Raw genomic sequence first — 24932 nt, 5'->3', positions numbered from 1 at the left:
GAGATCACCGGGAAGCGGCACCGCGCACCGGTCCCTTGCCATTACGCTACGACTCGTAGCGAAAGCACGTGAGCACCTGACGTGCCCGAGCGACGACCACCGCGCCGGGTGGGGACCCGGCGCATCAGCACCACACGTAAGCCTGTGTTTCCCGGGCGCTTTTCACACTCACGCGGAGTACGGGGGAGGATAGACGCATGCAGCCACGGAACATGTCCATGAGCGGAGTCGTCGACCTCGCCGCGGTGAAGGCGGCCCAGGAGGCCAAGGCGAAGGCGGAGCAGGCGCGCGCCGAGGCGGCCCGCACGGGCGGCACCGGCGCCGTCTCGCCCGCCGACCTCGTCATCGACGTCGACGAGGCAGGTTTTGACCGCGACGTCCTGCAGCGTTCCACCGAGGTCCCGGTCGTCATCGACTTCTGGGCCGAGTGGTGCGAGCCCTGCAAGCAGCTGAGCCCCGTCCTCGAGCGGCTCGCCGTCGAATACAACGGCCGTTTCCTCCTCGCCAAGATCGACGTCGACGCCAACCAGATGCTGATGCAGCAGTTCGGCATCCAGGGCATCCCCGCCGTCTTCGCGGTGGTGGCCGGACAGGCCCTGCCGCTCTTCCAGGGCGCCGCGGGCGAGGCGCAGATCCGCCAGACCCTGGACCAGCTGGTGCAGGTCGCCGAGCAGCGCTTCGGTCTGACCGGCCTGACCGTCGACCCGGACGCCGAGCCGGGCGGCGCCCCGGCGGCCGGCGAGGCCCCCGTCGGCCCGTACGACTCCCTCCTGGAGGCGGCCGCCCGCGCGCTGGACGGCAACGACCTGGACGGCGCCGTGCAGGCCTACAAGAACGTGCTCGCCGAGGACCCCGCCCACCCCGAGGCCACATTGGGCCTCGCCCAGGCCGAACTGCTGCGCCGCGTACGGGACATGGACCCGCAGCAGGTGCGCACGGACGCCGCCCGGGATCCGGGCGACGTACAGGCGCAGATCGCCGCCGCCGATCTGGACCTGGCGGGCGGTCATGTGGAGGACGCCTTCGGCCGGCTGGTCGACACCGTGGCCCGCACGGCGGGCGACGACCGGGAGACCGCGCGCGTGCGGCTGCTGGAGCTGTTCGACGTGGTCGGCGCCGACCACCCCGCCGTGGTGACCGCGCGCCGCGCCCTGGCCCGCGCCCTGTTCTGAGCGAAGTGTTCTGAACGCACCGCACCCGGGCGCCCGTTCTGCCGCTTTCGCCCGTTACGGCGACGGACGGGGTCCGAGGTGCCGTCTGGCCGACAGAGGCCGAAGCGGCCGCGCTTTACCAAATCTTGGTAATCGCGGCCGCTGTTACTACGAGTAAGTCGCAGGCGTTGATCTGTCGGATTCTGTCCACTGATCAACTGGTTTGCACACCCCCACCGGTGCACCCAGCGTCGCCGCTCGGGTCCGGCGGGTCGCGCCACGGTTATCCGGCCGTTACTAGCCAGTAACGAACCCCCTTGTGCGGGCGGCGAGAATGCACCACGATCGGCGACGCTCGGTCCATCACCCGTACCCCGACAGCCGGTCGGGCGGCGGGAACTCCTGGGTCCCCACCGAGCAGGAGCGCCGGCAATGACGTCGCTCCTTGGACAGGGGGGTCTTCGCCCGTCCGGCGAAGCCTGTCCAGCAGGGTTGTGCGTGATGCGTGTCAGGCGCGACCAGTGGTTGTCGCTCGGGGGTGATCGCCGGTGATTCGGGCGCGTACCTCGCGTCGCCGAAAGCGGGCGCTCTCCTTCCCGAGGACGTAGCACTTCTCCCATCCCTGCCCGACTCGGCCGCCGTTCAAGGCGGCGAGCCAGGACAGGAGATGTACGTCCGAGAAGGAGGAAATATGGAGTCCCAGGTGCGTGGCGGGACCAGATGGAAGCGGTTCGCTGTGGTCATGGTGCCCAGCGTGGCCGCCACGGCTTGCATAGGTGTCGCTCTCGCGCAGGGCGCCCTCGCGGCGTCGTTCAGCGTTTCCGGCCAGTCGTTCAAGGTCACCACGAAGGAGCTCGTCGGCGAGGGCTTCTCGCAGTACGGCGCTCTGGACGAGGGTTACACCCTCGACGGCAAGAAGACGGCTCACCCCGTCGCGGTCTCGGCGTTCAAGTCCGCGACCATCAAGAGCCTGTGCCAGTCGGTCGTGACCCCGAACATTCCGGTGCTCGGGAACGTCAGCCTGATCCTGCGTGCCGGTGACGGTGCTCAGCCGGTCGAGGCCAAGAACCTGTACATCGACGTCGCCGACCTGAACGCCGATGCGACGTTCACGAACATCGACATCGGTGTTGCCGCCAAGGACGCCAGCAAGGGTCCGGGCATGAAGGGCGGCGGCGAGCAGGCCAACCCCTTCGGGTTCGCGCAGCAGGCCGACAAGGCCGTGCTGAAGGACGTGAAGCAGACGGCGTGGGCGACCACCGCCGGAACCTTCAAGCTCAGCGGCCTGAAGATGTCGCTCTCGACGGGCGTCAAGGAGTGCTACTAAGCACTCGCTGACGGGCGGGGGAGCCGGTGGCGCCCCCGCCCGTCCACCTTCCCGCCGCGCCTTCACGCGCGGCGCACATCACCACCACAGCAACGCCATCCAGGGAGCTGTTTTCCATGAGCGCCGAGACTCCTGCCGCCTCCGGCCAGTTCACTCGCCGACGGCTGCAGTTCCGCGCCTGGCGTGGCCAGCGGCCCTTCTGGGCCGGTCTGTTCATCATCATCGGCGGACTCCCCATCGCCTACTTCCCGTACGCGAACCTGCAGATCGGTCACCTGACCCTGGCGATGGCGACCACCGCGGGCGCCGGGTCCCTGATCATCGGCGTGCTGCTCGTCGTCCTCGGCGTCAGCCTCTGGTTCCAGAAGCACATCCGCGTCTTCGCGGGCGTGGCGGCGATTCTGCTGGCGTTGGTGTCCATCCCCGTGTCCAACCTCGGCGGCTTCCTGATCGGCTTCCTCTTCGCCCTCGTGGGCGGGGCGATGGCCGTGTCGTGGGTGCCGGGCGAGCCGCCCGAGCAGGAGCCGCGGGCGGACGCGGGCGCGCACGGCGGCGCACCCGAGGGCGCCTTCCCCGAATCCACGGTCTCCGGCCCCGCAGAGGGCGCCGCGGCGACGGGTGAGCCGAACGATCTGTCAGGAACGAGCCCGGCGAACGGGGCGAACGGGAGGCACAGTGCCGGCTGACGAGGCGACCCACGGGGCTGATGTGGAGGCGTCCCGTGTGAGAACCGGGCCGCGACACGCGGCACCCAAGAAGCCGCTGTTCACCAGGTTCCACATGCCCGCGGGCAAGGCGATAGCCATAGCGGCGATGCCGACCGCGGTCCTGATGGGGATGGGCTTCACGCCGACGCTCGCCCAGGCCGACGACCAGCCGTCGTCCAGGAGTCTCACGGCCGACGAGTTCAAGGAGTGCCTGGAGGCCATCGAGAAGGCGGAGAAGGGGGACGCGAGCGCGTCGCCCACGCCGTCCGCCACCGCGAGCGAGAGCGCCTCCGAGGACGACGAGGAGCCCTCGGCGGAGCCGACCGGCTCGGCTCCCGCCCAGGAGGCCCCGCAGGAGGACACGGACAAGGACTCGGACTCTTCGCCGGATTCAGGTTCCGACGACAAGGCCGAGCCGACGCCCACGCCCTCCGCGACCGCGGGCGGACAGGCGGCGGACACCGAACCCGCCCCGTCCCCGTCGGAGACCGACAAGAACCTGCTGGAGCAGGTCGGGGACGCCATCAAGGACGTCTTCACGCCGGGCGAGAAGGCGGAGGAGACCCCGGGCCCCGGCCCGTCCGCCTCCGCGTCGTCGTCCGCCCCCGCCGAGGAGACGGACGAGAAGGACGAGGAGGCTCCGCAGAAGCCCGCCGAGAGCGCCGCCGGAGATGTCCTCGACACGGCAGGCGACGCGGCGCAGGACGCCACGGAGCAGGCCGAGGAGGCCGCGGAGGAGGCGACGCAGGAGCCCGAGGCCACCGCCTCGCCCAGCCCCTCCGAGTCGTCCGGGATGGACCTGGAGGACTGCCCGGTCGCGACCGACGCCGAGGGCGGGGTGGACAACAACGTCCCGCTCCCCGACGACCCGTGGTTCCTGAACGCCAGCTCGCTGCTGCTGAAGGGCGCCGACTACAAGGGCATCGTCGAGGTGCGGACCGCCAACGGCACCAGGAAGAAGGTGCTGAAGTACGTCATCTCCGACGGCACCGACATCGGCGACCTGCACCAGACGGTCAAGGACAAGCAGTCCGGCAAGACGTACCACGTCCAGGCCGCCAAGGGTTCGACGTCGACCATCCGCGACGGCGACACCGTGATGTACACCGAGAGCATCTCCGGCAACCTGCTGGGCCTGATCCCGGTGACGTTCGACCCGGAGAACCCGCCGCCGCTGAACATCCCGCTGATCTACTTCACCAAGGTCACGGTCCAGCAGGCCGGCCAGTTCGGCGGCACCCTGCACGTACCGGGACTCCACCAGTACATCACCGACTGAGCGACCGCCGGGCCGCACACCGGGACCACCCCGGGAGCCGCAACACCGAGGGCGCCCTCTGCTCGCAGAGGGCGCCCTCGGTCGTGTCACGGGTGCCGGGTCAGGCGGTCGCCTCGCCCAGGTGGTGGACGCGGACCATGTTCGTGGTGCCGGGGACGCCGGGCGGGGAGCCGGCGGTGATCACCATGATGTCGCCCTCGTTGAAGCGGCTCAGGCGGACCAGTTCCTGCTCCACCAGCGCGACCATCTCGTCGGTGCTGTTCACGAACGGCACCACGTGCGGCTCCACGCCCCAGCTCAGCGTGAGCTGGTTGCGGGTCGACTCGTCCGTGGTGAACGCCAGGATCGGCTGCGCGACGCGGTAACGGCACAGCCGGCGGGCCGTGTCGCCGGACTGGGTGAAGGCCACCAGGCCCTTGCCGCCGAGGAAGTCGGCGATCTCGCAGGCCGCGCGGGCCACCGAACCGCCCTGCGTACGGGGCTTCTTGCCCGGCACCAGCGGCTGCAGGCCCTTGGACAGCAGCTCCTGCTCGGCAGCCTGGACGATCTTCGACATCGTCCGGACCGTCTCGATCGGGTAGGCGCCGACCGAGGACTCCGCCGAAAGCATGACCGCGTCCGCGCCGTCCAGGATCGCGTTGGCCACGTCGGAGGCCTCGGCGCGCGTCGGACGGGAGTTGGTGATCATCGACTCCATCATCTGGGTCGCCACGATCACCGGCTTCGCGTTGCGCCGGCACAGCTCGATCAGGCGCTTCTGCACCATGGGGACCTTCTCGAGCGGGTACTCGACGGCCAGGTCGCCACGGGCGACCATCACGCCGTCGAACGCCATCACGACGTCCTCCATGTTCTCCACCGCCTGCGGCTTCTCCACCTTGGCGATGACGGGGACGCGGCGGCCCTCCTCGTCCATCACGCGGTGGACGTCGGCGACGTCCTTCGCGTCCCGGACGAAGGACAGGGCGACCAGGTCGCAGCCCATCCGCAGGGCGAACCGCAGGTCCTCGACGTCCTTCTCGGACAGCGCGGGGACGTTCACGGCCGTGCCGGGCAGGTTGATGCCCTTGTGGTCGGAGATGACGCCGCCCTCGATGACGATCGTCCTGACCCGGGCGCCCTCGACGTCCAGCACCTTCAGCTCGACGTTGCCGTCGTTGATCAGGATCTGGTCGCCGCGGGAGACGTCGCCGGGGAGGCCCTTGTAGGTGGTCCCGCAGATCGTCTTGTCACCGGGGACGTCCTCGGTGGTGATGGTGAACTCGTCACCACGCACCAGCTCGACGGGGCCCTCGGCGAAGGTCTCCAGGCGGATCTTGGGGCCCTGGAGGTCGGCGAGGACGCCGACGGCCCTGCCCGTCTCCTTGGCGGCGGCCCGGACCCGGTCGTACCGGCCCTGGTGCTCGGCGTGCGAGCCGTGGCTGAAGTTGAAGCGGGCCACGTTCATGCCGGCTTCGATCAGAGCGACGAGCTGCTCGTGGGAGTCGACCGCGGGGCCGAGAGTACAGACGATTTTCGAACGGCGCATGGGGCGATCCTATCGGTTTGTTTCGCTCCGGAATATTCCGTCTGGCGGAATGTACAAATGAGGTTCCCGCTGCTCAGTTGTTCTTTCCGACCAGTGCGTATGTCTGCTGTGCGATCTCCATTTCCTCGTCCGTGGGTACCACCGCGACCGCGACCCGTGCCCCCTCGGGCGAGATCAGCCGCGCCCCGCCGCCGCGCACGGCGTTGCGCCCGCCGTCCACCGCGAGGCCCAGCCCTTCCAGGCCCGCCACGGCGGCCTCACGCACCTCGGCGGAGTTCTCGCCGACACCGGCGGTGAAGGCCACCGCGTCCACCCGTCCGAGAACGGCGTAATAGGCGCCGATGTACTTCCTCAACCGGTGAATGTAGATGTCGAAGGCGAGCTTCGCCCGTTCGTCGCCCTCGGAGATCCGGCGCCGGATCTCCCGCATGTCGTTGTCCCCGCACAGTCCGACCAGCCCGCTCCTCTTGTTCAGGAGGGCGTCGACCTCGTCGGCGGACATTCCGCCGACGCGCATCAAATGGAAGATGACGGCCGGGTCCATGTCACCGGACCGCGTACCCATCACGAGCCCCTCCAAGGGGGTGAGCCCCATGGAGGTGTCCACGCAGCGGCCCGCCCGCACGGCCGAGGCGGACGCCCCGTTGCCCAGGTGCAGCACGATCACGTTCACCTCCTCGGGCGCCTTCCCCAGCAGCCGCGCCGTGGCCCGGGAGACGTACGCGTGCGAGGTGCCGTGGAAGCCGTAGCGGCGCACCCGGTGCGCGTCGGCGGTCTCCACGTCGATCGCGTAGCGGGCCGCGGACTCCGGCATCGTGGTGTGGAACGCGGTGTCGAAGACGGCGACCTGCGGCAGGTCGGGGCGCAGCGCCGTCGCCGTGCGGATGCCGGTGAGGTTGGCCGGGTTGTGCAGCGGCGCCACCGGGATCAGCCGCTCGATCTCGGCGAGCACCCGCTCGTCGATCACCGTCGGCTCGGTGAAGTACTTGCCGCCGTGCACCACCCGGTGGCCGATCGCCAGCAGCTCGGGGGAGTCCAGGCCCAGGCCGTCGGCGGCCAGCTCCTCGGCCATCGCCTTCAGCGCGGCGTCGTGGTCGGCGACCGGACCGGTGCGCTCCCTGGTCTCGCCTCCCGACGCCAGCGGGGTGTGGCGCACCAGCGAGGTGCGCTCGCCGATCCGCTCGACAAGACCGGACGCCAGCCGGCTGCTGTCGCTCATGTCCAGCAGCTGGTACTTCACCGAAGAGGAGCCGGAGTTGAGGACGAGGACGCGGGACGGGCTCACTGGGCGGCTGCCTTCTCGCTCGGGGCCGGGGACTGCGCCTGGATGGCGGTGATCGCGACGGTGTTGACGATGTCCTGCACCAGGGCGCCCCGGGACAGGTCGTTGACCGGCTTGCGCAGGCCCTGGAGGACCGGGCCGACGGCGATCGCGCCGGCCGAGCGCTGCACGGCCTTGTAGGTGTTGTTGCCGGTGTTCAGGTCGGGGAAGATCAGCACGGTCGCCTGGCCGGCCACCTCGGAGTCCGGCAGCTTGGTCGCCGCGACCGACGGCTCGACGGCCGCGTCGTACTGGATCGGGCCCTCGATCCGCAGGTCGGGCCGGCGCTCGCGCACCAGCTCGGTCGCGGTGCGCACCTTGTCCACGTCGGCGCCGGAACCGGAGGTGCCCGTCGAGTACGACAGCATCGCGATCCGCGGCTGGACCCCGAACCGCGCCGCCGTGACCGCCGACTGCACCGCGATGTCGGCGAGCTGCTCGGCGTCCGGGTCCGGGTTGACCGCGCAGTCGCCGTACACCAGCACCTTGTCGGCCAGGCACATGAAGAACACCGACGAGACGATGTCGGCGTCCGGGCGGGTCTTGATGATCTCGAAGGCCGGGCGGATGGTCGCCGCCGTGGAGTGCACCGAGCCGGACACCATGCCGTCGGCGAGGCCCTCCTCCACCATCAGCGTGCCGAAGTAGTTCACGTCGGACACCACGTCGTACGCCAGCTCCACGGTCACGCCCCGATGGGCGCGCAGCGCCGCGTACTTCTCCGCGAAGGAGTCCCGCAGCTCCGAGGTGGCCGGGTCGATCAGCTGGGTGTCGCCGAGGTCGATGCCCAGGTCGGCGGCCTTCTTGCGGATCTGGTCGACGTCGCCGAGCAGCGTCAGTTCGCACACGCCCCGGCGCAGCAGCACCTCCGCCGCGTGCAGCACCCGCTCCTCGCCGCCCTCCGGCAGCACCACCCGGCGCAGGTCGGAGCGGGCCTGCTCCAGCAGCTTGTGCTCGAACATCATCGGCGTGACCCGGTCGCTGCTGGGCGCGGACACCTCGCGGGTGAGCTCGGCGGTGTCGGCGTACCGCTCGAACAGGCCGAGCGCCAGCTCCGCCTTGCGCGGGGTGGCCGCGTTCAGCTTGCCCTCCAGGGAGAACAGCTGCTCGGCGGTGGGGAAGCTGTTGCTCGGCACGGACAGCACCGGCGTGCCGGGCGCGAGCCGGTCGGCGAGGGTGAGGATGCGCTCGCCGGGCACCTCGTCCAGGGTCAGCAGCACCCCGGCTATCGGCGGGGTGCCGGCGCTGTGCGCGGCCAGCGCGCCCACCACGAGGTCGGCCCGGTCGCCCGGGGTCACCACGAGGCAGCCGGGGGTCAGCGCGGCGAGGAAGTTGGGAAGCATCGCGCCGCCGAAGACGAAGTCCAGGGCGTCGCGGGCGAGCCCGGAGTCGTCGCCGAGCACCACCTTCGCCCCCAGGGTGTGGGCGATCTGGGACACCGTGGGCGCGGACAGGGCGGGCTCGTCGGGCAGCACGTAGCAGGGCACCGGCAGCCGGGTGGCGAGCCGTTCGGCGATCTCGTCCCGGTCCTCGCGCGCGACCCGGTTGACCACCACCGCCAGCACGTCGCAGCCGAGGGTGTCGTAGGCGCGGTAGGCGTTGCGGGTCTCCGCGCGCACGGACTCGGCGGTCTGCTTGCGGCCGCCCACCACGGGGATGACCGAGGCGCCGAACTCGTTGGCGAGGCGGGCGTTCAGGGACAGCTCGTCCGGGAACTGCGTGTCCGCGTAGTCGGTGCCGAGGACCAGCACCACGTCGTAGTCGCGGGCCACCAGGTGGAACCGGTCGACGAGGGTGGACACCAGCTCGTCCGTGCCGCGCTCGGCCTGGAGCGCGGAGGCCTCCGCGTAGTCCATGCCGTAGACGGTTGCGGGGTCCTGGGAGAGCCGGTAGCGGGCGCGCAGCAGTTCGAAGAGCCGGTCGGGCCCGTCGTGCACCAGGGGGCGGAACACGCCCACCCGGTCGACCTGCCGGGTCAGCAGCTCCATGACCCCGAGTTCGACGACCTGACGGCCGTCGCCGCGGTCGATGCCGGTCACGTACACGCTGCGGGTCACGCGCGCTCTCCGTTTCGTCGGGGGCTTCGTCGGGGGCCGCGAGGACGAGGCGGGGCCTCAAAACCGCCCACACAGGTGAGCGGATCCCTCTTGACAATACCCGCGGCGCTGGCTAAGACGCCCGCGCACAGGGTCGTCGGCGGTGCTCCGGGGGACATGAAAGAATCGGCAGTGGCTCACCGGTATCGACAGCGACCAGGAGACACAGCACGATGCGTATAGGAGTCCTCACCGCAGGCGGCGACTGCCCTGGACTGAACGCAGTGATCCGGTCGGTCGTGCACCGGGCGGTGGACAACTACGGCGACGAGGTCATCGGCTTCGAGGACGGCTACTCCGGCCTGCTGGACGGCCGCTACCGCACCCTCGACCTCAACGCGGTCAGCGGCATCCTGGCGCGTGGCGGGACCATACTGGGCTCCTCCCGGCTGGAGCGCGACCGGCTGCGCGAGGCGTGCGAGAACGCCTCCGACATGATCCACGAGTTCGGCATCGACGCGCTCATCCCGATCGGCGGCGAGGGCACGCTGACGGCGGCCCGCATGCTGTCCGACGCCGGTCTGCCGGTGGTCGGCGTCCCCAAGACGATCGACAACGACATCTCCTCCACGGACCGCACCTTCGGCTTCGACACGGCCGTCGGCGTCGCCACCGAGGCGATGGACCGCCTGAAGACCACCGCCGAGTCCCACCAGCGGGTGATGGTCGTCGAGGTCATGGGCCGGCACGCGGGCTGGATCGCCCTGGAGTCCGGCATGGCGGCCGGCGCCCACGGCATCTGCCTGCCCGAGCGTCCCTTCGACCCGGCCCAGCTGGTCAAGATGGTCGAGGAGCGCTTCGACCGGGGCAAGAAGTTCGCCGTGATCTGCGTTGCCGAGGGCGCCCACCCGGCCGAGGGCACCATGGACTACGGCAAGGGCGAGATCGACAAGTTCGGCCACGAGCGCTTCCAGGGCATCGGCACGGCCCTGGCGTACGAGCTGGAGCGGCGCCTCGGCAAGGAGGCCAAGCCGGTCATCCTCGGCCACGTGCAGCGCGGCGGCGTGCCGACCGCGTACGACCGCGTCCTCGCCACCCGCTTCGGCTGGCACGCGGTGGAGGCCGCCCACCGGGGCGACTTCGGCAGGATGACCGCCCTGCGCGGCACGGACATCGTGATGGTCCCGCTCGCGGAGGCCGTCACGGAACTGAAGACCGTCCCGAAGGACCGCATGGACGAGGCGGAGTCGGTCTTCTAGACCGCGCCCTCCGTCCCGGGGGGGTGCGGGGCAGCGCCCTCGCACCCCCGACGTCGCCCGTGGCCGCGTGGGAGCTCGTCAGGAGCGGCACCACAGGAAGGCCCGGGTCCGCATCAAGAGCCTCGTGCCGTTCAGGCGCGGCCGCCGTCCTCGACCGCCGTCCAGAAGTGGTCGACCACGTGCGTGAGGAAGTCGCGGCCCGGGTCGGACGCGTCGGCGGGGCCGCCGCCCCAGCTGAGGGTGGCGGCCATGTGGCCCTGGTAGTCCCGGTGCAGCCGGTGCAGCACCTCCTCCAGGAGACGCCGTTCCAGCGGGGCGATCTTCGACACCGGCCGGACGTACGCCTGCCAGCGCGTGGTCACCGCGTCACGCAGCAGCTCCGCGAGGTGTTCCTCGCGGCCGGTGACGGTGAGGACGTCGGCAAGGGACAGACCGAGCATCCGGGTCAGTGCGGCCGTCTGGCGCTCGGTGCCGCGCCACCGGCCCGTCTCCTCCATCCGCAGGTACGCGTGAAGTTCGTGCCCCACGGTGTGGGCGACGTCCTCCGGCGCCAGGCCGCGGGCCATCCTGTGCTCGCGCAACGTGCGGGGGCGGCCGATGAGTTCGCCGGGGGAACACCACAGCACGCCTGCCAGGGCGGCGAGTTCGGGATGGGACGGGGAGGCGTTGCCGCGCTCCCACGCGGCGACGAGAGCCGGCGTGACGTACGGCAGGTCGTAGGAGGCGCGCAGGGCGCGGGCCACATGGTCCGGGTCCAGGCCCAGCGCGGCGCGCAGCCGCCGGGCGGCGGGGGCGTTGAACGGAGGGGGCGGATGGCGGTCACTGCGAGGGGGAGGTCGGCGCACGGCCCACAAGCTAGGCCCGCCCGCCGGGGGTGACTACGGTCTGTTCGGCCAGGCTCACGGATCGTAGGAAGGTACGGCTACCGGCCGGTCGCGTTTCGGAGGGAGGACCGCACCGGTCGCGGAGTGAGGCGCTCCGTATTGCGAACGGCACGCTCAGCGGGCATATGCGAGCCCGTGCGCGCCCGCTTCGCGCACGAGCCGGACGGAACGGACGCCCGCCCCTCGTACCCCCGTACGAGCCCCGCGCCCCGTGCGCCCCTCCGCCCGCGTCCGCGCACGCGGCGCGAATCCGCCGGTCACCCCTTCACCGCACCGCCCAGCGCGAACCCCGCCCCCAGCCGCCGGGAGATCAGCACGTACAGCAGGATCACCGGCGTCGAGTAGACGATGGAGAACGCCGCGAGCTGGCCGTACGCCACCATCCCGCGGTTGCCGAAGAAGTCGTTGATGCTCACCGACGCCGGCATCAGATCCGGACTGAGCAGCAGCATGAACGGGACGAAGAAGTTTCCCCACATCATCACGAACGAGAAGACGGTCACCACCGCCACGCCCGGCCCCATCAGCGGCAGCACGATCCGCGCGAGCGACTGGAGCGAGGACGCCCCGTCGGTCCAGGCCGCCTCCTCCAGCTCCTTCGGCACGCCATCCATGAAGTTCTTCATCAGCCAGACGGCGAACGGGAGCTGGGACGCCGCGAAGAAGAAGATCGTGCCCTGCATCGTGTCGATCAGGTTCACCCGCACGAACAGCGCGTACACCGGCACCATGATCGCGGTGATCGGCAGGCTGGTCGCGAAGAGGATCGTCAGCAGGAACGGCCGGTTGAGCCGCGACCGGTAGCGGGACAGCGGATACGCGGCCAGCGCCGCGCACACCACGGTCAGCGCGGTCGCGCCCCCGCACAGGACAAGGCTGTTGAGCAGCGGGGTGAAGGTGATCTCGTCGGTGAGGATCGCGTCGAAGTGCTCCAGCGTGACCCCGTCCGGGGTCTTCACCCGCAGACCGGCGTGCGGGTCGACCGCGGAGAGCACCACCCACGCCAGCGGCAGCAGGAACGCGACGGTGACGACGAGCAGCCCGGCGTCGGCGGCCAGCCGCCGGGCGGTGCGGCGCGAGGACAAGGACCGCGAGGACAAGGACCGCGTGGACGGGGACATGGCGGTCAGACCTCCGTCCGCAGCAGACGCATGTACAGCAGCGAGAACAGCGAGCCCACCAGCAGAAGCAGCAGCGCCACCGCCGTGCCGTACCCGATCAGGCTGTTCTGGGAGGCCTGTTCGTACATGAACAGCGGCAGCGTCTGGCTCTTCCCGCCGGGGCCGCCCCGCGTCATCACCCAGATCAGACCGAACACCGAGAGCGTCTGCAGGGTGTTGAGCATCAGCGTGGTGCCGATCGAGCGGCGGATCATCGGCAGCGTGACATGCCACATCCGGCGCCACCCGCTCGCGCCGTCCACCTCGGCCGCCTCGGTGATCTCCTTCGGGATCTCGTTCAGCGCGGCGGAGTACACCAGCATCGAGAACGCCGTGCCGCGCCACACGTTGGCGAACGACACCGCCAGGACGGGCAGGGTGAACAGCCAGTTCTGCGACGGCAGATGCAGCCAGTCCAGGACCGCGTTCAGCGTCCCCTCGCGGCGGAAGAACGCGTACAGCAGGAACCCCGCCACCACTTCGGGCAGCACCCACGCCGTGACGACGACACCGCCGGTCAGCGTGCGCACCGGCTTCGACGCCCGCTGCATCAGCGCGGCCAGCGCAAGGCCCAGCGTGTTCTGCCCGACCAGCGCCGACACCACCGTGAACACCAGGGTCAGCCACACGGCGTTGAGGAACGCGTCGTCGCGGAACGCCCGGCGGAAGTTGTCCAGACCGACGAACGACTCCTCGGCCTGACCGGTCAGCTGCAGATCGGTGAAGGCGATGAGGACGCAGTACGCGATCGGCCCCGCGAGGAACACGAGCAGCAGGGCGAGCGCGGGGGTGAGCGGCAGGAAGCGGGGGAGGGACCGGCGCAGGGCGCGCCGGTCCCGCGGGGGCGGGGAGGCGGCGGGCGGGCCCGGGGTCTTCACGAGGTCCGGGCCCGCCTGCGGTGCGGCGGCGGTCATCGGCGCGTCCCGTCGCCGCTCACTGCGAGGTGACCTGGCCGCCGGCGGCGTCGCGCAGCGCCTCGTCGTAGCCCCGCGCGGCCTCCTCCACGGACGCGTCACCCGTGGTCACGGCCTCCATCGCCTCCTGGATGGCGGTCGACACCTTCGGGTACGCCGGGTACGCGGGCCGGTAGTGGGTGTGTTCCACCAGGTCGGTGAAGAACCGGATGCCGGGCTGGGCCGCCGTGTACGCCGGATCGGACGCGACGTCCTCGCGGACCGCGATGCCGGAGTTGGCGATGTACCACTTCTGCGCGTTGGCCTTGGTCTGCATCGTCTTCACGAACTCGAAGGCCAGGTCGGGGTTGGCCGCCTTGGCGGGGATCGCCCAGGTCCAGCCGCCCGACATGCTCACCTTGCCGGGCGCCTGCCCGTGCTGGGTGGGCATCGCCGCGAGCCCCAGCTCCTTCGACCACTCGGGCCACTCGTGGCCGCTGCCCTCCAGCCAGTCCTGCGGCAGCCAGGAACCGTCCAGCGCGATCCCGAGCTTGCCCTCCGGCAGCCACTCGCCGCGCACCCGGGTGCCCACGTTGGGGTCGAGGGCGTCGGCGACGTCGGGCCCGAGCTTCTCCTTGTAGACGGTCTCGACGAACGTCAGGGCGTCCCGGAAGCCCTTGCCCGCCGTGATCCACTTCTTGCTGTCCTTGTCGTACAGCGGGTCCGACGTGCCGTCGTTCGTGCCGTACAGCAGCATCTCGAAGGTCTGCATGGTGGCCGCCTCGCCGACCGGCTTGCCGGTGTAGACGTTCAGCGGGATGACGCCGGGCACCTCCTTCTTGACGGTGCGGGCGGCGTCCAGGACGTCCTCCCAGGTCCTCGGCTGCCAGTTCGCGGGCAGCCCCGCCTTCGCGAAGACGTGTTTGCTGAACCACAGTCCGCGCGTGTCGGTCCCGTCGGGGACGCCGTACGTCTTCCCGTCCTCGCCCTGGGCGGCGGCCTTCGCGGTGCCGGCGAACCGGTCCCAGTCCTTCCACCCGGCGAGGTAGGGGTCCAGCGGCTTCAAGTACCCGCTGGTGATGTCGGAGTTGATGAGGAACGTGTCCTCGTACACCAGGTCGGGCGCGGTCCTGGGGGAGCGGAGCATCTGCTGGAGCTTGGTGTAGTACTCGGCGTCCGGCGCCTTGATGGGGACGAGCTCCACCTTCTTGCCGGGGTGGGCCTTCTCGAACTGCTGCTTGATGCCGGCGAGATAGGTGTCCATCACCTTCACGGAGTTGTCCGTGGACTGCTTGAAGGACACCTTCAGCGTGTCCGGGTCCCCGCCGGACCCGCCGCCGCAGGCGGTCAGCAGCAGCGGGGCGGCGGCGCAGAGGGCGACGAACGCGGTCGGACGGACGGTGGTGCGGGGGCGGGCGGCGGTGGGGCGCACGGGCACGACCTCCTACGGGCACACGACACTGTGGCCTGGACGGCTGCCTGGCGAACGTAAGTTGACCGGTCCGGTCGGGTCAATGAGCGTGCGCAGGGGGAACCGCCGGGGGCGGTGAAGGCTTCGTGAGCTTCGGCGGGGCTCGCCTCGCAGGCCGTGCGGTCCGCGCGAGCGGCGTGACGGCGCGGTTCAGCGGCCGGAGACCCACCGGTACTGAAGCTCCGGCCGCCCCACCGTCCCGTACTGGGGCCGGCGGGCCGCGCAGCCGCAGTCGACGAGGTGTTCCAGGTAGCGGCGGGCCGTGATGCGGGAGATGCCGACCGCCTCCGCGACGCCCGTGGCGGTGAGGCCGTCGGGGGCGTCGCGCAGGACCGTGGAGACGCGTTCCAGGGTGGGCCCGCTGAGGCCCTTCGGGAGGGCGGCCGGGCCGGGGGCGCGCAGGGCCGCGAGCGCGCGGTCGACCTCGTCCTGGCCGCTCGCCTCGCCGGCCGCGGCGCGGAACTCGGCGTACCGGACCAGCCGGTCGCGGAGCGTCGCGAAGGTGAACGGCTTCAGCACGTACTGCACGACGCCGAGCGACACCCCCTCGCGCACCACCGTGAGGTCCCGCGCCGACGTCACCGCGATCACGTCGGCGTGATGGCCGGCCGCCCGCAGGGTGCGGGCCAGCTGCAGTCCGTGCACGTCCGGCAGGTGCAGGTCGAGAAGCAGCAGGTCGACGGGGGTGCGGTCGAGCGCCCGGCGGGCCGCGGCCCCGGTGTGCGCCTTGCCGACGGCGACGAAGCCGGGCACCCGCCCGACGTACGTCATGTGCGCGTCGGCGGCGACCGGGTCGTCCTCGACGACCAGCACCCTGATCGGCTGCCCGGTCACACGGCACCGCCCGCGCCGTTCACGACCACACCGGCCGTCTCCCGCAGCGGGATCCGCACGTCGAACACGGCGCCGCCCTCCTCGCCGGAGGTCACCGCGAGGGTGCCGCCGTGCCGGGACACCGCCTGCCGGACCAGCGCGAGCCCCAGACCCCGCCCGCCGGGACCGGACGGCTTGGTGGTGTAGCCGAGCCGGAACAGCTCCTCGGTGCGGTCCGGGTCGACGCCCGGCCCGGTGTCGCCGACCCGCAGGACCAGCTCCGAACCGTCCTCCTCGGTCAGCGCCGTCACCGTCACCCGCGGCCGCACCCCGCCCTGCGCCGCGTCCACCGCGTTGTCGATCAGGTTGCCGAGGATGGTCACCAGGTCGCGGGAGGGCAGCGCCTCCGGGAGCAGGCCGTCGTCCAGGCGGCTGTCCGGGGACACCACCAGCTCCACGCCCCGCTCGTTGGCCTGCGCGGTCTTCCCCAGCAGCAGCGCCGCCAGCACCGGCTCGCTCACCGCCGCCACCACCTGGTCGGTGAGCGCCTGCGCCAGCTCCAGCTCGGCGGTGGCGAACTCCACGGCCTCTTCGGCGCGGCCCAGCTCGATCAGCGACACCACGGTGTGCAGCCGGTTCGCCGCCTCGTGCGCCTGGGAGCGCAGCGCCTGCGTGAAACCCCGCTCCGAGTCCAGCTCGCCCATCAGCGACTGCAGCTCGGTGACGTCCCGCAGCGTCACCACCGAGCCGCGCCGCTGGCCGCCGGTGACCGGCGAGGTGTTCACCACCAGCACCCGGTCGGCCGTGAGGTGCACTTCGTCGACCCGTGGCTCGGAGGCGAGCAGCGCGCCCGTCAGCGGGGCCGGCAGACCCAGCTCCGCGACCGACCGGCCCACCACGTCCTCCTCCTGGTCCACCCCGAGCAGCTCCCGGCCGCCGTCGTTGATCAGCGCCACCCGGAACTGCCCGTCCAGCATCAGCAGACCCTCGCGCACGGCGTGCAGCGCGGCCTGATGGTAGTCGTGCATGTGACTCAGCTCGGTCGCGTTCATGCCGTGGGTGTGCCGGCGGAGCCGCGCGTTGATCACGTACGTGCCGACCGCGCCGAGCCCGAGCGCGCCCGCCGCGACCGCCAGCAGCGCGGCCAGCTGCTCCTGCACCCGCCGGCCGATCTCCTCGACCCGTATGCCCGCGCTGACCAGGCCGACGATCCGGTCGCCGTCCCTCACCGGCGTCACGGCCCGCACGGACGGGCCGAGTGTGCCGGTGTAGGTCTCGGTGAAGGTGCGTCCCCGAAGCGCCGGGCCGGTGTGCCCCTGGAAGGGCAGGCCGATCTGGGCCGGGTCGGGGTGGGTCCAGCGGATGCCCCGCGGATCCATGATCGTGACGAAGTCCACGTCGGTGTCGCGCACCACCGCCACCGCGTACGGCTGGAGCCGCGCCGACGGGTCGGACGAGCGGATCGCCTCCCGCACGGAGGGCGAGTCGGCGACCGAGAGGGCCACCGAGGTGGCCTGCCGTCCCGCTGCCTCCTCGGCCTCGCCGCGGTGGCTGAGATAGGTGGCCAGCGCGTACCCCGCCACGACGACCGTGAGCAGCACGGCCTGCATGGCGAAGAGCTGCCCCGCGAGACTGCGGGGCCGGGGGAGGGGGATACGCATCCCGCCAGTCTGCCTCGTGCTTCCGCGGTGAACTAAATGAACGGAAGGGTGACCGCACTCACAAGGCGCGACATAGTCACCGCGTTCCCCCGAACCATCCCCCGGACGTGAGCCGCACGCCGGTGATGCCGACGACGACGTCAAGGAGGGCCGCCGTGACCAGCACCGCCGATACGGCACCTGCCGCACCCGAGGCCAAGCGGGACCGCACGCACTATCTCTACATCGCGGTGATCGTCGCGGTCGCCCTCGGCATCGCCGTCGGCCTGATCGCGCCGGACTTCGCGGTCGAGCTGAAGCCGATCGGCACCGGCTTCGTGAACCTGATCAAGATGATGATCTCGCCGATCATCTTCTGCACCATCGTGCTGGGCATCGGGTCCGTGCGGAAGGCCGCCAAGGTCGGCGCGGTGGGCGGCATCGCCCTCGGCTACTTCATGGTCATGTCCGTGGTGGCGCTCGCCATCGGCCTGGTCGTCGGCAACATCCTGGAGCCGGGCACCGGCCTCGCGATCACCGACGCGGTCAAGGAGACCGGCCACGCCCAGATCGACGCGGAGGCGAAGGACACCACCGAGTTCCTGCTCGGCATCATCCCGACCACCATCGTGTCCGCCTTCACCCAGGGCGAGGTCCTGCAGACCCTGCTGATCGCGCTGCTGTGCGGCTTCGCCCTGCAGGCCATGGGCAACGCCGGGCAGCCGGTCCTGCGCGGGATCGAACACATCCAGCGGCTGGTCTTCCGTGTCCTCGCCATGATCATGTGGGCGGCCCCGGTCGGCGCGTTCGGCGCGATGGCCGCGGTCACCGGCTCGGCCGGCCTGGACGCGCTGAAGAGCCTCGCGGTGCTGATGCTCGGCTTCTACGTCACCTGTGTGCTGTTCATCTTCGTGGTGCTCGGCGCGATGCTGAAGATCGTCGCGGGCCTGAACGTGTGGACCCTGTTCAAGTACCTGGGCCGTGAGTTCCTGCTGATCCTGTCCACCTCCTCCTCCGAGTCCGCGCTGCCGCGGCTCATCGCGAAGATGGAGCACCTGGGCGTCAGCAAGCCGGTGGTCGGCATCACCGTCCCGACCGGCTACTCCTTCAACCTCGACGGCACCATGATCTACATGACCATGGCCTCGCTGTTCATCGCCGACGCCATGGGCACGCCGATGTCGATCGGCGAGCAGATCCCGCTGCTGCTGTTCCTGCTGGTCGCCTCGAAGGGCGCCGCCGGCGTCACCGGCGCCGGCCTCGCGACCCTGGCCGGCGGTCTCCAGTCGCACAAGCCCGCCCTGGTGGACGGCATCGGCCTGATCGTCGGCATCGACCGCTTCATGAGCGAGGCCCGCGCGCTGACCAACTTCGCCGGCAACGCGATCGCCACGGTGCTGATCGGCACCTGGACGAAGGAGATCGACAAGGAGCGGGTCGCCGAGGTGCTGGCCGGACGCGCCCCGTTCGACGAGCGCACGCTGCTGGACGACCACGGCGACGGCGCCGACCGGGACGACGAGGCCGAGGTGTCCGAGGCGGGCGGCGAGAAGCAGCTCGCCAAGGCCTGACCCCAGGCCCTCCCCACCCCGGCCGGCCGGTCCGCACCCCCGTCGCCCCGGCCGGCCGGTCCCCGGAAGGCCCACCCCCCTGACAGGGCCTCCCGCCGGGCGGCCGGACTCCTCCCCCGTGAGTCCGGCCGCCCGGCCTTTTCCCCTCCCCGGCACTGCGCCCTTGCCCTGACGCCGACGTCAAGCCGTACGTTCGACGGCATGCGAATCGGCGAGCTGGCCGCACGCGCCGGGACCACGACGCGGACGCTGCGGTACTACGAGTCCCGCGGGCTGCTGCCCGCACGCAGGGACGGCAACGGCTACCGGACCTACGACGAGTCCGACCTGAGGCTGCTGCGGCAGATCCGCACGCTTCAGGACTTCGGGTTCGGCCTGGAGGAGACCCGGCCGTTCGTGGAGTGCCTGCGCGCGGGGCACCCCGAGGGCGACTCCTGCCCGGCCTCGCTCCAGGTCTACCGGCGCAAACTCGACGAGCTCGACACGCTCATCGCCGAGCTGGGCGCGGTGCGGGAGCAGGTCGGGCGGCAGCTGGCGAGGGCGGAGGCGGCCCGTGCGGCGCTCGCGGCCGACGCGACGGTCCCGGGTGGTCCGGAACCGGAGTGCGAACTGGGAGGGGGACAGCGATGAGCGGCGTGCCCGAGGTGACGGACGCGGATTTCAGGGAGGAGGTGCTGGGCGCCGGACTTCCGGTGCTGGTGGAGTTCACCGCCGACTGGTGCCCGCCGTGCCGGCAGATGGCGCCGGTGCTGCGTGACCTGGCCGCGGCGGAGGAGGGACGGCTGAAGGTCGTCCAGCTGAACGTGGACCGCAATCCGGCCACGACGAACGCGTACAAGGTGCTGTCGATGCCGACGTTCGTCGTCTTCCGCGACGGGGAGCCGCTGCGCTCCATGGTCGGCGCGCGGCCGGGCCGGCGGCTGCGGGAGGAGCTGCGCGACGTGCTCTGACCGCCGCCCTCCATGGAAGGAAAAACCCCCGGGTAATTGCGCCCGGGGGTTTTCCTTGCGTATATTCGTTCATTCGCGCCTTCGTTGAAAAAGAGGTCGCGAAGAAGTTCAGTGAGCACAGTATATCCGGGCGGGAGTGGAATTGTCAAACACCGAATTTCCGGACGATGAATTGCGGCACGAACAGGAATTCATCGACGGACTGTACGCACGGGTGGACGTCCTGCGGGGTGACGCCGAGGCCGGTGTGGCGGACGCCCTCGCCCAGGGCCACACCCCCCGGCAGGCCCGGCTGGAGCGGGACATCCTGGTCGCCGAGCGCTCCGGGCTGCTCGCCGCGCTGAACGCGGTGGACGGCTCCCTCTGCTTCGGCCGGATCGACCTCGCCTCCGGGCGGACCCACCACATCGGCCGCATCGGCCTGCGCGCCGACGACGACGAGCGCACCCCGGTCCTCATCGACTGGCGGGCCGACGTCGCCCGCCCTTTCTACCTGGCCACCGGCCACACGCCGATGGGGCTGCGCCGCCGCCGGCACATCGCCACCGAGGGCCGCCGGGTCACCGGCCTGCACGACGAGATCCTCGACCTCGGCGACGACACCCGCACCGGCCACGAGGACCCCACCGGCGACGCCGTGCTGCTCGCCGCCCTCAACTCCGCCCGCACCGGCCGCATGGGCGACATCGTCCGCACCATCCAGGCCGACCAGGACCGCATCATCCGCGCCCCGCACCGGGGTGTCATGGTGGTCGAGGGCGGCCCCGGCACCGGCAAGACCGCCGTGGCCCTGCACCGGGCCGCGTACCTGCTCTACGAACACCGCGAGCTGCTGGCCCGCCGCGCCGTCCTGATCGTCGGACCCAACCCGGCGTTCCTCGGCTACATCGGCGAGGTGCTGCCCAGCCTCGGCGAGACCGGTGTGCTCCTCGCGACCGTCGGCGAGCTGTTCCCGGGTGTGCGGACGACCCGCAGGGACACCCCGGAGGCCGCCGCCGTCAAGGGACGGGCGGACATGGCCGGCGTGCTCGCGGAGTACGTGAGCGACCGGCAGGCGCTGCCCGACCCGGTCATCGCCATCGAGCACGACCGGGAGGTCCTGATGCTCGACGACGGCCTGGTGAACGTCGCCCGGGAGCGCACCCGCGCCACGAAGCTGCCGCACAACGTGGCCCGCGAGCACTTCGAGGGACACATCCTCAACACGCTCACCGACATGCTCGCCGAGCGCATCGGCACCGACCCGTACGACGGGTCCAACCTGCTCGACCCGAGCGACATCACCCAGATCCGCGACGAGCTGGCCGAGAACCCCGAGGTGTGGTCCGCGATCGACCAGCTCTGGCCGCGCATCACCCCGCAGCGCCTGGTCGCGGACTTCCTCGCCGCCCCGGAGGGCTACCTCTCCGACGAGGACGCCGCCGCGGTCCGCCGCCCGGTCACCCGGCATTGGACCGTCTCCGACGTGCCGCTGCTGGACGAGGCCGCCGAACTCCTCGGCGAGGACGACCGGCTCGCCCGCGAGCGCGCCGAACGCGAACGGCAGCGGCAGATCGCCTACGCGCAGGGCGTGCTGGACGTCTCCTACGCCTCCCGGACCTTCGAGTTCGAGGACAAGGAGGAGGACGACCCCGAGTCCTCCGAGGTGCTGTCCGCGCACGACATCATCGACGCCGAGCGGTTCGCCGAACGGCACGAGGAGGACGACCACCGCAGCGCCGCCGAGCGCGCCGCCGCCGACCGCACCTGGGCGTTCGGCCACATCATCGTGGACGAGGCGCAGGAGCTGTCCCCGATGGCGTGGCGGCTGCTGATGCGGCGCAGCCCTACCCGGTCGATGACGCTGGTCGGCGACCCGGCGCAGACCTCGGAGGCGGGCGGCGTCGGCTCCTGGGAGGGCATCCTCGCCCCCTACGTCGAGGACCGCTGGGAGCACCACCGGCTCGGCGTCAACTACCGCACCCCGGCGGAGATCATGGAGGTCGCGGCCGCCGTGGTCCGCGACGCGCACCCCGGCTTCGAGCCGCCCAGCTCGGTGCGCGCCACCGGGGTGAGGCCGTGGGCCCGGGCCGCCGAGGACCTGCCCGCCGCCACCGCCGAGGCGGTCCAGGAGCTCACCCCGGAGGAGGGCCGCCTGGCGGTCATCGCCCCGCGCGAGCTGCACCGCGCCCTGGCCGCCCGCCTGGACGGGGTGACGGCGGGCGCCGAGCCGGACCTCACCCACCGGGTGGTGCTCCTCGACCCGCGCCAGGCCAAGGGGCTCGAGTTCGACTCGGTCCTGGTGGTCGAGCCGGGCCGCTACGGCACCAGCGACCTGTACGTGGCGCTCACCCGCGCCACCCAGCGGCTCGGTGTGCTGCACACCGAGCCGCTCCCGGACTCGCTGGCGAAGGCGCTCGCGTAGGCCGCGTTCCGGTCAGGCCGGGCGCAGCCACACCGTCGCCAGGGGCGGCAGGGTCAGTCGGATGCTCGCCGGCAGACCGTGCCACCCCTGCGGCTCCGGCTTCACCGGGTCGGGGTTGGTGACGTCGGAGCCGCCGTAGCGGGCCACGTCGGTGTTCAGGACCTCGTGCCAGGCGGGCACGTCGTCCGGGACGCCGACGCGGTAGTCGTGCCGTACGACCGGCGCGAAGTGGCACACCGCGAGCAGCGGCGAACCGTCGGCGTCGTACCGCAGGAAGGCCAGCACGTTGTCGTCGGCGGCGTCACCGGTCACCCAGCGGAAGCCGGCCGGCTCGGTGTCGTACTGCCACAGCGCCGGGGTGGCCCGGTAGACGGTGTTGAGGTCGCGCACCAGATCCCGTACGCCCCGGTGGTCGGCCTCCGCGCCGTAGTGCGGGTCGAGCAGCCACCAGTCCGGGCCGTGCGCCTCCGACCACTCCGCGCCCTGGGCGAACTCCTGCCCCATGAAGAGGAGTTGCTTGCCGGGGTGGGCCCACATGAAGCCCAGGTAGGCGCGCAGGTCGGCGCGCTGCCGCCACCAGTCGCCGGGCATCTTCGACACCAGGGACCGCTTGCCGTGCACCACCTCGTCGTGGGAGATCGGCAGCACGTAGTTCTCGCTGTACGCGTACACCATCGAGAAGGTCATCTCGCCGTGGTGGTACTTGCGGTGCACCGGCTCGTGGCTCATGTACTCCAGCGAGTCGTGCATCCAGCCCATGTTCCACTTCAGCCCGAACCCCAGACCGCCGAAGCCGCTCGGGCCGCGGTGATGGGTGGCGCGGGTGACGCCGTCCCAGGCGGTGGACTCCTCGGCGATCGTCACGACCCCCGGCACCCTGCGGTACACGGTCGCGTTCATCTCCTGCAGGAACGCCACCGCGTCCAGGTTCTCCCGGCCGCCGTGCTCGTTCGGCGTCCATTCGCCGGGCTCACGCGAGTAGTCCAGGTAGAGCATCGAGGCGACCGCGTCGACGCGCAGCCCGTCGATGTGGAACTCCTCGCACCAGTAGAGGGCGTTGGCCACCAGGAAGTTGCGCACCTCGCGCCGCCCGAAGTCGAACTCCAGGGTGCCCCAGTCGGGGTGCGCGGCGCGCAGCGGATCGGAGTGCTCGTACAGCGGACGGCCGTCGAACTCGGCCAGCGCCCACTCGTCGCGCGGGAAGTGCGCGGGCACCCAGTCCATGATCACGCCGATGCCGGCCCGGTGCAGGGCGTCCACCAGGTACTTGAAGTCGTCCGGGGTGCCCATACGGGCCGTCGGCGCGTAGAACCCGGTGACCTGGTAGCCCCAGGAGCCGCCGAAGGGGTGCTCGGCGACCGGCATCAGCTCGACGTGCGTGAAGCCCAGGTCCTTCACATACGCGGGGAGCTGGTCGGCGAGCTGCCGGTAGGTGAGCCCCGGCCGCCACGACGGCAGGTGCACCTCGTACACGGAGAGCGGCGCCCGGTGCGCGGGCACCTTCGCCCGCCGCTCCAGCCACTGCGCGTCGCCCCACTCGTACCGCGACGACGTGACGATCGACGAGGTGGCCGGGGGCACCTCCGTGCGGCGGGCCATCGGGTCGGCGCGCACGGTCATCGAACCGTCGGGGCGGGTGATCTCGAACTTGTACAGCTCGCCCTCGCCGATCCCCGGCACGAACAGCTCCCACACCCCGGACGAGCCCAGCGAGCGCATCGGGAAGCCGGCGCCGTCCCAGAAGTTGAACGAGCCCGCCACCCGCACGCCCCGCGCGTTCGGCGCCCACACCGAGAACCGGGTGCCGTCCACGCCCTGGTGGGTCATGGGGTGCGCGCCCAGCACCGTCCACAGCTCCTCGTGCCGGCCCTCACCGATCAGATGCAGGTCCAGTTCACCCAGGGTGGGCAGGAAGCGGTAGGCGTCCTCCGTCTCCAGCTCCGTCCCCTCGTACATGACGCGCAGCCGGTATGCCGGGACCTCCCGCAGCGGCAGCAGGCCGGAGAAGAAGCCGTCGCCGTCGTCGTGCAGGTCGACGGTCATGCCGCCGGACACCACGGTCACCGCCCGCGCGTACGGCCGGAACGCCCGGAAGGCGACCCCGCCGGGCACGCGGTGCGCGCCCAGCACGGAGTGCGGCGCGTGATGCGTCCCGTGCAGCAGCCGCTCCCGGTCACCGGCGTCCACGGCGGGGGAGACGGCGATCTCCGCCTCCGGCGGGGCGAACTGCGGCGTCCCGTCCGGCACCGCGGGTGTCACTGCCGCCGGTGCCGTCCGCGAGGCGCCGCCCGCGTCCCCCCGTGCCGTCCCAACGGCGCGACTGCCCGCGGGCTGCGGTGTTGCCGCCTTCGCCGCCGCGGACGCCGTCTTCTTGGCGGGCGTCTTCCGCGCGGCGGGCTTCTCGGCCGCGGCCGGAGCGGGCTGCTTCTTCGCGGGCTTCTTCTTCCGCGCGGGCGCCGGTGGCTCGGTGCGCCGCCGGTCGGCCGGCTGCTCCGGGGACGGACCACTGGACTCGGGGCGGGGGGTCACGGGCGAAGC

Annotated in this window: 19 protein-coding genes; 9 read left to right on the top strand and 10 right to left on the bottom strand. The window is 71.5% G+C overall.

The window, feature by feature from the left end:
• Nucleotides 1–197 precede the first annotated feature (197 nt).
• The 4 genes from ELQ39_RS09180 to ELQ39_RS09165 all read left to right on the top strand — a co-directional run bounded on the left by ELQ39_RS09180 (nt 198) and on the right by ELQ39_RS09165 (nt 4464).
• The gene (locus ELQ39_RS09180) at nt 198–1172 is read left to right on the top strand and encodes a tetratricopeptide repeat protein (protein ID WP_242591613.1); all 975 of its coding nucleotides are present in this window, start codon (nt 198–200) and stop codon (nt 1170–1172) included.
• Between the two features lie 670 nt (nt 1173–1842).
• Nucleotides 1843–2478, top strand: coding sequence for a DUF6230 family protein (locus ELQ39_RS09175; protein ID WP_006130203.1), 636 nt, complete (start codon nt 1843–1845; stop codon nt 2476–2478).
• Nucleotides 2479–2594: 116 nt separating this feature from the next.
• Nucleotides 2595–3164, top strand: coding sequence for a DUF6114 domain-containing protein (locus ELQ39_RS09170; protein WP_225626444.1), 570 nt, complete (start codon nt 2595–2597; stop codon nt 3162–3164).
• The gene (locus ELQ39_RS09165) at nt 3154–4464 is read left to right on the top strand and encodes a hypothetical protein (RefSeq protein ID WP_242591612.1); all 1311 of its coding nucleotides are present in this window, start codon (nt 3154–3156) and stop codon (nt 4462–4464) included. The genes ELQ39_RS09170 and ELQ39_RS09165 overlap by 11 nt, the downstream gene beginning before the upstream one ends.
• A gap of 100 nt (nt 4465–4564) precedes the next feature.
• Here the strand turns inward: ELQ39_RS09165 and pyk are convergent, their stop codons facing one another.
• The 3 genes from pyk to pta all read right to left on the bottom strand — a co-directional run bounded on the left by pyk (nt 4565) and on the right by pta (nt 9370).
• Nucleotides 4565–5992, bottom strand: coding sequence for a pyruvate kinase (gene pyk, locus ELQ39_RS09160; protein ID WP_242591611.1), 1428 nt, complete (start codon nt 5990–5992; stop codon nt 4565–4567).
• Between the two features lie 73 nt (nt 5993–6065).
• On the bottom strand, nt 6066–7277 hold the full coding sequence (locus tag ELQ39_RS09155; RefSeq protein WP_242591610.1) for an acetate kinase: 1212 nt from the start codon (nt 7275–7277) through the stop codon (nt 6066–6068).
• Nucleotides 7274–9370, bottom strand: a complete 2097-nt coding sequence (gene pta / locus ELQ39_RS09150) for a phosphate acetyltransferase (RefSeq protein WP_225626448.1) — start codon at nt 9368–9370, stop codon at nt 7274–7276. Before pta ends, ELQ39_RS09155 begins: the two co-directional genes overlap by 4 nt.
• Nucleotides 9371–9582: 212 nt before the next feature.
• Here pta and ELQ39_RS09145 point away from each other — a divergent pair, with 212 nt between their 5' ends.
• On the top strand, nt 9583–10608 hold the full coding sequence (locus tag ELQ39_RS09145) for an ATP-dependent 6-phosphofructokinase (protein ID WP_033275475.1): 1026 nt from the start codon (nt 9583–9585) through the stop codon (nt 10606–10608).
• Between the two features lie 131 nt (nt 10609–10739).
• Here ELQ39_RS09145 and ELQ39_RS09140 read toward each other — a convergent pair whose 3' ends face one another.
• The 6 genes from ELQ39_RS09140 to ELQ39_RS09115 all read right to left on the bottom strand — a co-directional run bounded on the left by ELQ39_RS09140 (nt 10740) and on the right by ELQ39_RS09115 (nt 17490).
• Nucleotides 10740–11462, bottom strand: coding sequence for a helix-turn-helix domain-containing protein (locus tag ELQ39_RS09140; protein ID WP_242591609.1), 723 nt, complete (start codon nt 11460–11462; stop codon nt 10740–10742).
• A 287-nt stretch (nt 11463–11749) separates the two neighbouring features.
• Complete coding sequence (locus ELQ39_RS09135) at nt 11750–12613, bottom strand: carbohydrate ABC transporter permease (RefSeq protein WP_242591608.1); 864 nt, start codon at nt 12611–12613, stop codon at nt 11750–11752.
• A gap of 5 nt (nt 12614–12618) precedes the next feature.
• Nucleotides 12619–13566 carry a carbohydrate ABC transporter permease gene (locus ELQ39_RS09130; protein ID WP_242591607.1) on the bottom strand — a complete coding sequence of 316 codons (948 nt, stop codon included), beginning with the start codon at nt 13564–13566 and terminating at the stop codon, nt 12619–12621.
• Nucleotides 13567–13585: 19 nt separating this feature from the next.
• The gene (locus ELQ39_RS09125) at nt 13586–14977 is read right to left on the bottom strand and encodes an extracellular solute-binding protein (RefSeq protein ID WP_242591606.1); all 1392 of its coding nucleotides are present in this window, start codon (nt 14975–14977) and stop codon (nt 13586–13588) included.
• A gap of 189 nt (nt 14978–15166) precedes the next feature.
• Nucleotides 15167–15850: a response regulator gene (locus tag ELQ39_RS09120; RefSeq protein ID WP_242591605.1), complete on the bottom strand. Its 684-nt coding sequence runs from the start codon at nt 15848–15850 to the stop codon at nt 15167–15169.
• Complete coding sequence (locus tag ELQ39_RS09115) at nt 15847–17490, bottom strand: sensor histidine kinase (protein WP_242591604.1); 1644 nt, start codon at nt 17488–17490, stop codon at nt 15847–15849. Before ELQ39_RS09115 ends, ELQ39_RS09120 begins: the two co-directional genes overlap by 4 nt.
• A gap of 155 nt (nt 17491–17645) precedes the next feature.
• On the opposite strand from ELQ39_RS09115, the gene ELQ39_RS09110 reads away from it, so the two are divergent.
• From ELQ39_RS09110 to ELQ39_RS09095, 4 genes are all read left to right on the top strand, one after another.
• On the top strand, nt 17646–19040 hold the full coding sequence (locus tag ELQ39_RS09110; RefSeq protein WP_242591603.1) for a cation:dicarboxylate symporter family transporter: 1395 nt from the start codon (nt 17646–17648) through the stop codon (nt 19038–19040).
• 201 nt (nt 19041–19241) lie between these two features.
• Nucleotides 19242–19670, top strand: coding sequence for a MerR family transcriptional regulator (locus ELQ39_RS09105; RefSeq protein WP_242591602.1), 429 nt, complete (start codon nt 19242–19244; stop codon nt 19668–19670).
• The gene (locus tag ELQ39_RS09100) at nt 19667–19990 is read left to right on the top strand and encodes a thioredoxin family protein (protein WP_228755162.1); all 324 of its coding nucleotides are present in this window, start codon (nt 19667–19669) and stop codon (nt 19988–19990) included. Before ELQ39_RS09105 ends, ELQ39_RS09100 begins: the two co-directional genes overlap by 4 nt.
• A gap of 172 nt (nt 19991–20162) precedes the next feature.
• Nucleotides 20163–22394 (top strand): HelD family protein, encoded by a 2232-nt coding sequence (locus tag ELQ39_RS09095; protein WP_225626455.1) that lies wholly within the window; start codon nt 20163–20165, stop codon nt 22392–22394.
• Nucleotides 22395–22406: 12 nt separating this feature from the next.
• Here ELQ39_RS09095 and glgB read toward each other — a convergent pair whose 3' ends face one another.
• A complete protein-coding gene (glgB, locus tag ELQ39_RS09090) occupies nt 22407–24641 on the bottom strand; it encodes a 1,4-alpha-glucan branching enzyme (RefSeq protein WP_391674873.1) in 2235 nt (744 codons plus the stop codon).
• Nucleotides 24642–24932: the final 291 nt, after the last annotated feature.

This window comes from Streptomyces sp. GB4-14, from assembly GCF_022696125.1.
Classification (GTDB): Bacteria; Actinomycetota; Actinomycetes; order Streptomycetales; family Streptomycetaceae; genus Streptomyces; species Streptomyces werraensis.
Note: the sequence above shows the minus strand (reverse complement) of the source record. Positions and strands in the feature narration are given on the sequence as shown.